Source organism: Mesorhizobium sp. M7A.F.Ca.CA.003.01.2.1 (assembly GCF_003998945.1).
GTDB classification, from domain to species: domain Bacteria; phylum Pseudomonadota; class Alphaproteobacteria; order Rhizobiales; family Rhizobiaceae; genus Mesorhizobium; species Mesorhizobium ciceri.
In genome coordinates, this window is the sequence record NZ_RZRA01000100.1 from 1 (window position 1) to 8909 (window position 8909).

Here is an 8909-nt window from a genome sequence, read left to right on the forward strand (position 1 = left end):
ACTGCGGTTCGACGCCGAAGCGCAGGTCCGGATCGAAGCCGGCTAGTCGCAGGAAACGATGACCGAGCAGACCTTCCCTCAAGCACCTGCGGTCACGCATCAGCCAGGGGTGGCGGACCGTGCGGTTGACGCTCTCGACGATGTAGGCGGACGGCAGACCGCGATAGGGCGTCGACGAGGCGAGCGGCGCCCATCTGAGCACCTCCTCGAAGCTCCGGTTGGTGACAAGGACCGGCATCAGCCGCGCGCTCGCCCAGAGATGGCAGCGAAAAAGAGCGCGCAGGAGCGGGCCGTCAGCCATCAAGCACCTGGCGCGGCGAGGATACCTTCCGAGATCAGATCCGTGGCCAGTGCCGCCATGTCCTGATCGAGCGTCCCCTTGTCGACCTCGAACTCCTCGCACAGCAGGTCGACGATCTGGTCGAGGTTGCGCGCGCCGTCCACCTTGTCGAGAAAGGCTTCGGTCGTGCCGTTGCATGTATAGAGCTGGCCGCTGCGCGCCAAAAGCACGACTGCGCCATCGCCCACATGCTGCACCGAGGCATCCTCGGCCAGCCGCAGAACGGTTCCAGAGACTATTTCCACCACGCCCCCTCCAAGCCATGCTCATCCCGGAAATCAGATAGCGCGGAGGTGGAGCGCTGTCTATCGGCCGATCACGGGAGCCCGGTGCACGGACCAACGGCCTTGCTGACAGATTCTCCGCGCCAGTCGCGTTAGAACCTGCTCGGTTGCGTCTTCCCGGCCGCATTCGGCCCAGAAATAGTTATCGATGAAACGTGACAAACAGCGGGCTGCCGGCAGCGGACGTTGCATTTCTTCCCCTAAGTAAGGTAAAACCTGCCTGGGTATTGGGGAGATAGCGTATGCGTTACAATTGGGAGCGAGCTCCGACGAGCTTCGAACGTCATAGAAAAGCGCTGGCGACAGCCATTTTGATCGCTGGCGGCATTGGCCTCATGCTTGTGGCCCTGCCGATCTAGAAACAACCTTCAGACAGATCGGCTGCCAGCGCTTGGGCGTGACCTCTCAGCGTGGCTCCCCGGTCACCGCGAGGAAGCGGCGATCGCGCCCCTCGAAACCCTGGCTGAAACGCTGCACCAGCACAACGATCACCGCCGGCTTGCCGGCCGGGGTAAGTTCGTAGGATTCCGACAGGCTGTAGGAGGTCGGGCAGTTTCTTGAGCCCGGCACGGTCTTGTCCTCGTGCAGGATCTTGAACGGCTTGCCGTCCTGGCCTTGCAGCGTCAGCCGGAAGCCGAGTGCCTTGCCAGATGTGTCGCGCTGCTCCGTCGTTGCGAAACTCGCCGAACAATCGCTCGTGCTGGCTGCCAGGATCTCGTCGAGCTGGATGGTCGAAACGCCCGTTTCGCCATGGAGCGGCGACAGCCATTTCTGCGACACCTGTTCGAGGCGGGAGATGTCGTTGTAGGCAACCATTTCACCCGGAAAGGTGAATTTGTCGGACGCTGTCTGCTCGGCTGGGGATGTGATTGCATAATGGGCGAGAATGGGCGCCGCCTGAGCGGCGGCCTGCGCCCTCGCCTGCTCCAGCGTCAGTGTCGCCTCCTCCGTCTCATCGACGACGAGGATCGGCTTACCGCCAACGAACCGATCCGTACGGGTATCGATGACGTCGATCTCAGACCAGCCGGAGTCCGAGGCGCCGGCGTCGAGCGTTCCATATTGCTCGAAGGCGAAATAAGCGCCATCCGGCGAAAAGCCGATGATGTGCCGTGCCGCGGCATCGCCGGCTTCAGCGGTTCCGGTGGACATAGCAAGTACGGCGCCCATGACCGATGATAGCGAAAAGCGCCCGATGATCCGCACAGCAGCAGACATCACCACCCCAGTCCCGTCTCGCAGTTCATAACTGCTTGCCCCCAAGCGCCAGGTCGATGCCGTCGTCACAATGGCGTGGATTTGCGGCCAAGGGTAGAGCGCGCTATCTGGAAGGAAGAAAAACATTTCCCGGGGAGGTATGGATGGCTTCACGCTATCACGAGGTCTATGAAGGCTGGAAACGCGATCCGGAACAATTCTGGGCGGATGCGGCCGGCGCCATCGACTGGTATTCGCCCTGGGACAAGGTGTTCGACGCCAATGCCGGTGTCTATGGCCGCTGGTTCACCGGCGCCACCTGCAACACCTGCTACAATGCCATCGACCGCCACGTCGCCGGCGGCCGCGCCGACCAGATCGCGCTGATCCATGACAGTGCGATTGCCGGAACCGTGAAAAAGTTCACTTATGCCGAGCTGAAGCGCGAGGTCGTCGCGCTGACTTCGGTGCTGAAGAACCGCGGCATCGGCAAGGGTGACCGCGTCATCATCTACATGCCGATGGTGGCCGAGGCGGCCATCGCCATGCTCGCCTGCGCCCGCATCGGCGCGGTGCATTCGGTGGTCTTCGGCGGCTTCGCCTCGCATGAGCTTGCCACCCGCATCGACGATGCCAGGCCGAAGCTGATCATTTCGGCATCCTGTGGCCTGGAGCCAGGCCGCGTCGTTGCCTACAAGCCGTTGCTCGACAAGGCGATCGAGATCTCCCGCCACAAGCCGGACGCCTGCCTGATCCTGCAGCGCGACCAGTTGCGCTGCGAGTTGAAGGAGCATTTCGACATCGACTACGCCGATGCCGTCGCCCGCGAACGGGCAGCGGGCGCCAATGTCGACTGCGTGCCGGTGCTTGCCACCGATCCGCTCTACATCATCTACACATCGGGCACGACCGGGCAGCCCAAGGGCATCGTGCGCGACAATGGCGGCCATATGGTCGCACTGAAATGGACGATGGAAAACGAGTTCGGCGTCAAGCCGGGCGAGGTGTTCTGGGCGGCATCCGATGTCGGCTGGGTGGTCGGCCATTCCTACATCGTCTACGGACCGCTGCTGCATGGCTGCACCAGCATCCTGTTCGAGGGCAAGCCTGTCGGCACGCCCGATGCCGGCACCTACTGGCGGGTGATAGCGGAGCATGGCGTGGTCGCGCTGTTCACCGCGCCGACCGCATTCCGCGCCATCAAGGGGCAGGACCCGAAGGGCGAGTTCATTGCCAAACACGACCTCTCGAAGTTCCGCACGCTGTTTCTTGCCGGCGAGCGCGCCGACCCGGAAACCATCAAATGGGCGGAGCAGAAGCTGAATGTGCCTGTGGTCGACCATTGGTGGCAGACAGAGACCGGCTCGCCGATGACGATCAATCCCGCCGGCCTTGGCCTGCTGCCGGTGAAATACGGCTCGCCCGGCGTGCCGATGCCCGGCTACGACATCCGCGTGCTCGACGATGCTGGCCATGAGGTGAAGCGCGGCACGCTGGGCAATGTGGTGATCAAACTGCCGCTGCCGGCCGGCTGCCTGCCAACGCTGTGGAATGCCGATCAACGGTTCCGCCAAGCCTATCTCGACGAGTTCCCCGGCTTCTACAAGACGGCGGATGCCGGCATGGTCGACGAGGACGGCTATCTCTACGTCATGGCCCGCACCGATGACATCATCAATGTCGCCGGCCACCGCCTGTCAACCGGCGCCATGGAAGAGGTGCTTTCGGCCCATCCCGATGTCGCCGAATGCGCGGTCATCGGCATTGCCGACGCCATGAAGGGCCAGGTTCCGCTGGGCTTCGTGGTGCTGAATGCGGGTGTGACCCGCGATATCGGCTCCATCGAGAACGAGGTGGTCGGCCTGGTGCGCGAACGCATCGGCCCGGTCGCCGCCTTCAAGACGGTGGTGACGATCAAGCGCCTGCCCAAGACGCGATCGGGCAAGATCCTGCGCGGCACCATGCAGAAGATCGCCGACAAGGAGGAATGGGCCATGCCGGCAACCATCGACGATCCGGTCATCCTCGACGAGATCACTGCGGCGCTGAAGGAACGTGGGATCGGCCTTTGAGCCACTGAAGGTGGGCCGCGGACGACCTTTTCGATCGGCAAGCAATACTTTTATTGTGCGACGCAGCAATGCACCCTAAAGTCGTTCGCGGGGGGCCATCGACAAAGGTCGCATGGCTCAGCAGAAGATTACATTTGGCGGCGTCGACATCCTGCGCTTTCTCGCCGCCGTCATGGTCATGGTCTACCACTATGGCTTCTGGGTGTGGGCGTATCCTGACGGTGTTTCGGCGCGCGCCACGGGCGGCGTTCCCCCGCAGCCGGCAATAGGCGCCTGGGTCGAATCCGGCTGGGTCGGCGTCCAGATCTTCTTCGTCATCAGCGGCTTCGTCATCGCCTTCAGCGCCGAAAGGTCGACACCCCTGCGGTTTTTCGAAGCCAGGGTGAAACGGCTGGCGCCGGCCGTGTGGATCTGTGCGCCGGTCACTGCGGCGGTGCTTTTGATCGTCGGCCTCAGCTGGCCGACCGATGCCGTCGTCAGGCTCGTCCGCACCGGCCTGTTCGCCCCTTACGCGCCATGGGTGGACAGCGTCTACTGGACGCTCGGCATCGAGATCGCCTTCTATGCCGTCGTCTGGACCTTGCTGCGGCTCGGCCGCTTCCATCTAATGGAAATTGTGGCGCTCGCCATCGGCCTGGTCAGCGCGCTGTTCTGGTGCCTCTACTGCCCGCTCGACTGGGCCGACCTTGCCGAAACACGCACGCTCGACCTGCTTCTGGTGCATCACGGCGTGTTCTTCGCCACCGGCGTCATGCTGTGGCTGATGCGCTTCAAGGCGGTGACAGCCGCCCGCCTAGCCTTCTGCGCCCTGTTCCTGGCCGGTGGTGTGCTGCAGATCGCCAGTTCGGTCGACGTTCATATCCTGAAGGTCGGGCGTGATATGCCCTTCGCCCCGCCGATCCTCATCTTCCTCATAGGCATCGCGCTGATGGCGTGGTCGCTGCGGCTCGACCTCTCCTGGAGCGGCTGGCGCCGGATCGGGCTGATGACCTATCCGCTCTACCTGCTGCACGATGTCGTCGGCGCGGCCCTGCTCGGCATCCTGGTCCGCGCCGGTCTGCCGCATCTGTTCTCGATGGCGGTCGTCGGCGCGACGATGATCGCGGCAAGCTGGCTAGTGGCGACCGAGGCCGAACCACGCATCCGGCTGCTGCTCGACCATACCGTTTTCCGTTATCGGCTTAAGGCAGCCTGACGACGGTCCGGCAGACCGGCCCGGCCGCCGACCTAAAGCATGTCGCGCCTGAGCGGATTCAGGCCCACCCCAGGCCTTTGTTCCACGGATCGCTCTCCCAAAACGGAGCTCACTTCCGAGCGACATGCATTGGCGGTGCCGACCCGGCGCAGCTGCATTTTCCACGATTGCGGAATTCTTCGTTTCGGGCATGATAACAGGCACTTATGCCTTCGGCATGAGAGCTTGCCTCGAGACGCCCGGCACGTGACCCTGTTCCAGCGAAAACCCCGCATCGCGGCGCGTCCGCGCCTCGATATCGATATGCAGGACGCTGTCGTCTATGCGATCGGCGACGTGCATGGCTGCTACAAGGAACTCCGCGCGCTGGAGCAGAAGATCCTGCTCGATTCGCTGCGCTTCCAGAGCCGCAAGATCATCGTCATGCTTGGCGACTACATCGACCGGGGGTTTCAGTCGGCGCGGGTGCTCGATCACCTCCTGGCGCCGCCGCCGAAAGGATTTCAGCGCATTTGTCTTGCGGGCAACCACGAAGTGGCAATGCTGAACTATCTCGACGGAAATCTGTCCCGCGAACCCTGGCTGGCGACGGGCGGCCTGCAAACCCTGTTTTCCTATGGCATCGATCCGGCGCGCCTCACCAGCCTCTACGGGAGCAGCGCGCAGATCGACCGGCGCATAAGGGAGATCATTCCGGACGATCACGTCAGCTTCCTGCGCGGGCTGCCGATCATGGTCCGTTCGCGGAAGTTCGTGTTTGTCCACGCCGGCATCAGGCCCGGCGTCGACCTTGCGGCGCAAACCGACCATGACCTGATCAACATCCGTTCGGACTTCTTCGAGGCAACGCACCTGCTCGACCGCTGGGTGGTGCACGGGCATACGCCGGTGGATGTCCCGAAGCTCGAAGGGCGCCGGCTCGGCATCGACACGGCCGCCTTCCAGAGCGGACGCCTGACCGCCGTCAGGATCGCCGACAAGCAAGGCAGGCTGATCTTCTCCTGACGCGCAACGATATTCAGGTGTGCTGGCCTGAAGATCGATACACTTCAGAGTGGACCCACTCGCGCAAAGGTCGACGTCAGACCGGCGCCTTGCCGCGCACTTCCGACTTTTCCAGATAGTAGCTCGAATATTTATCGAAGAATTTTTCCGAACCGCCGAACGAGCCGTATTTGGCCAGTTTCTTCAAATCGACCTTGTTCAGCACCGCGCCGACGATCTTGTTGGCGACATAGGGTTCGGATTCCAGCATCGACCTGACCATCGCGCGCGGGGTGCGCCCCCACTCGGTGACCAGTACAAAACCGTCGACCAATGGCGCGAAGGCCTTGGCGTCGACCACCGGTCCGAGCGGCGGCAGATCGACGACGATGTATTCGAACGTCTCCTTGGCGTTCTCGATGAAGCGCCGCATGCCGGCCGAGGAGAGAAGTTCGCTGGTATGCGAGAAGTGACCGCGCAGCACCGCCGGGATGATCGCCAGCTTCGTCTGCCTGTCGATCTTGCCGACGGACTGCCAGGTCTGGCCGCCGACCACCGCTTCCATCAAGCCCTGCTCGGTTTCCATGCCAAGGCCTCGGCTGAGGCCGGGATTGCGCAAGTCGCCGTCGATCAGCAGCGTCTTGGAGCCATTGGCGGCAAGCAAGCCGGCGAGATTTGCCGCGACCGTCGACTTGCCCTCGCCGGGAAGCACCGAGATGATGCCGATGACGCGGCTGCCTTGCCCTTCCATCACGACGTCGAAGGCGATCTTGGCGCTGCGCAGCGTTTCGGAGAACATCGAGGCTGGAGAATCGATGCTGACCCGCATGCGCGCCCGCTTTTCGGCTGAAGACAGCGATTGGGTGGTCTTGGCGTCCACCTGGGTCTCGCCCGGCTTTTCTTCCTTGCCGAGCTTGCCGCCGATCGTCGGCAGGTAGCCGAGGAATTTCAGGTTGACGCGGTCGCGCACGTCCTCGCCGGTCCTGAAGAAGCGTTCGTTGAACTCGTTCAGGCCACCAAAGCCGGCGCCCATCAGCAGGCCAAGCACCAGCGAAAGTCCGAGCACGACGATGGTGCGCGGGCTTGAGGCCGTCATCGGCATCGACGCGTCGGAGATGATGCGGATCTTGCCGACCGGGAAGGACTGCTGCTGCGCGGCTTCCTCGTAACGACCCAGGAATGTCTGATAGAGCGTGGTGAGCGCCGTCGCCTGCTGATCGAGTTCACGCAGCTTGACTTGCGTCTGGTTGTCGACGGAACTCTTGCCTTGCGCGGCCGCGACGTTGGCCCTGAGCGCGGTCTCGCGTGCCTGCGCCACCTCATATTCGTTGCGATAGCTTTCGGTCAGCTGCTTCAGCTCGCCGAAAATCTGCGTCGATATGTCGGCCTTCTCCTTGGAGAGAGCCACCGCCTGCGGGTGCTCGGGGCCGAAATTCGCCTCGACGTCCTGCAGCCGCTTGGCCACTGTGAGGTAGCGGGTCTTGAGCGCCGATATGACCGAGCTGCTTGGCTGGTCGCTCGATATGGCGGCATCCTTGAAAGCGTTTTCGGAGCCGCTGTCGACGATGGCCTTGTACTGCTGGTAGCGGGCGCTGGCGCGTGCGGTGTCGGCCTGCGCCACGATAAGCTGGGCGTTGAGGTCGGAAAGCTGCTTGTCGCTCATCAGCTGGCCATCGCTGTTGGCGGCCAGCCCATGTTCGGCCCTGAATTTCTCAACCGCGAGCGAAGCTGCCTGCGAGCTCTGGCGCAACTCCGTCAACCGGCCCTGCAGCCAGACCGCAGCCCGCTCGGTGGCATCGAAGCTGGCATCGAGCTGATCGGCGAGATAGGCATCGGCATAGGCCTTGGTGATGGCGTTTGCCAAGGCCGGATCCGTCGCCTGATAGCCGAGCGCGATGACGTAGCTTCGGCCGACGCGTTCCGCCCGGATCTCGTTCTGCAGCTTGAGGATCGCGTAGTCGCGGCGCGACGTGGCGATCAGCGCATCGCGGGCGGCCGGGTCGAGCTTGCTGAAGTCAGCGCCACCCGGCATGGAAGAGCTGGGGCGGACATACTGGATCAGGCCGCGGATGAGGCCTATGCCTTGGGCAAGCGCCGACTGGGGCGGATTCATGAACGTGTCGTTCTGGTCGAGCTTCAGCTTGTCGACGACCACGGCGGCAAGCCGCGTCGAGGTCAGGATCTCGATCTGGCTCAGGATGGCGGAATCGGTCTGCATGGTTGTCGACGTCGCCGAAATGTCGTCGACGATCTTGTTCAAGCCCTCGTCGATCAGCACGCTGGCGATCGACTGATATTTGGGCGGCGTTGTCTGCAAATAGAGCAGGCCCAGGAAGAGACCGATGACGGCACACACGGCAACCACCTTGGCCTGCCGTGCGGCCATGCCAAGCAGCCGCTCGATATCGATGAAGTCTTCGCCGTCTCCTGCGTCCGAATTCGGCAATGGCATCCTCTTGTCGAGAGGAAAGTTGGCATAATTCATCTTCGGTCCAATTCTAGAGCCGGTCCTATTCCGATTGATCGCAATTGGCTCTATCTTACTGTTTCAACATGATCTTTTCCGGAAACCGGGACCCACTTTCAGGGATCATGCCTTGGCTTGCAGGCGCCTCGAAGATCGGGAGCATCGCCAGAGCAATGCAAGCGTCGTGCCAGACGGAGAGAACCTGCCGGCCCCTCTTCGCCGGCCATCCGACGATACTCCCGAAAGATGGGCATTATGCGGCTTCTTCCTGGCGTTCATGCGACCGGACGAACTCCTGAAGCATCTCGAAAACCGGACCCTTCATGTCGTCGCGCGCCAGCGCGAAGGCGATGTTGGCCTGGATGAACCC

General features: G+C 62.7%; 7 protein-coding genes. 3 read left to right on the forward strand and 4 right to left on the reverse strand.

The window, feature by feature from the left end:
• The 3 genes from EN969_RS06710 to EN969_RS06720 all read right to left on the reverse strand — a co-directional run.
• A partial coding sequence (locus tag EN969_RS06710; protein WP_127419037.1) for a lasso peptide biosynthesis B2 protein occupies window positions 1-301 on the reverse strand: 301 nt, incomplete at its 3' end.
• Window positions 301-588 carry a PqqD family protein gene (locus tag EN969_RS06715; protein WP_032898709.1) on the reverse strand — a complete coding sequence of 96 codons (288 nt, stop codon included), beginning with the start codon at window positions 586-588 and terminating at the stop codon, window positions 301-303. The genes EN969_RS06710 and EN969_RS06715, both read right to left, overlap by 1 nt.
• A gap of 441 nt (window positions 589-1029) precedes the next feature.
• Window positions 1030-1776 carry a DUF2259 domain-containing protein gene (locus EN969_RS06720; RefSeq protein ID WP_244514258.1) on the reverse strand — a complete coding sequence of 249 codons (747 nt, stop codon included), beginning with the start codon at window positions 1774-1776 and terminating at the stop codon, window positions 1030-1032.
• Window positions 1777-1985: 209 nt separating this feature from the next.
• Here EN969_RS06720 and EN969_RS06725 point away from each other — a divergent pair, with 209 nt between their 5' ends.
• The 3 genes from EN969_RS06725 to EN969_RS06735 all read left to right on the forward strand — a co-directional run bounded on the left by EN969_RS06725 (window position 1986) and on the right by EN969_RS06735 (window position 6093).
• A complete protein-coding gene (locus EN969_RS06725) occupies window positions 1986-3893 on the forward strand; it encodes a propionyl-CoA synthetase (RefSeq protein ID WP_063169890.1) in 1908 nt (635 codons plus the stop codon).
• Window positions 3894-4005: 112 nt separating this feature from the next.
• Complete coding sequence (locus EN969_RS06730) at window positions 4006-5088, forward strand: acyltransferase (protein ID WP_063169889.1); 1083 nt, start codon at window positions 4006-4008, stop codon at window positions 5086-5088.
• 246 nt (window positions 5089-5334) lie between these two features.
• On the forward strand, window positions 5335-6093 hold the full coding sequence (locus EN969_RS06735) for a metallophosphoesterase family protein (protein ID WP_013528097.1): 759 nt from the start codon (window positions 5335-5337) through the stop codon (window positions 6091-6093).
• A 76-nt stretch (window positions 6094-6169) separates the two neighbouring features.
• Here the strand turns inward: EN969_RS06735 and EN969_RS06740 are convergent, their stop codons facing one another.
• Entirely contained in the window at window positions 6170-8557 is a 2388-nt protein-coding gene (locus EN969_RS06740; protein WP_024501825.1) for a polysaccharide biosynthesis tyrosine autokinase, read from the reverse strand.
• Window positions 8558-8909 lie beyond the last annotated feature (352 nt).

Excerpts from the sequence above, each read along its gene's own strand:
- EN969_RS06740 (WP_024501825.1), bottom strand. The coding sequence starts at position 8,557 with ATGAATTATGCCAACTTTCCTCTCGACAAGAGGATGCCATTGCCGAAT.
- EN969_RS06730 (WP_063169889.1), top strand. The coding sequence starts at position 4,006 with ATGGCTCAGCAGAAGATTACATTTGGCGGCGTCGACATCCTGCGCTTT.
- EN969_RS06725 (WP_063169890.1), top strand. The coding sequence starts at position 1,986 with ATGGCTTCACGCTATCACGAGGTCTATGAAGGCTGGAAACGCGATCCG.
- EN969_RS06720 (WP_244514258.1), bottom strand. The coding sequence starts at position 1,776 with ATGTCCACCGGAACCGCTGAAGCCGGCGATGCCGCGGCACGGCACATC.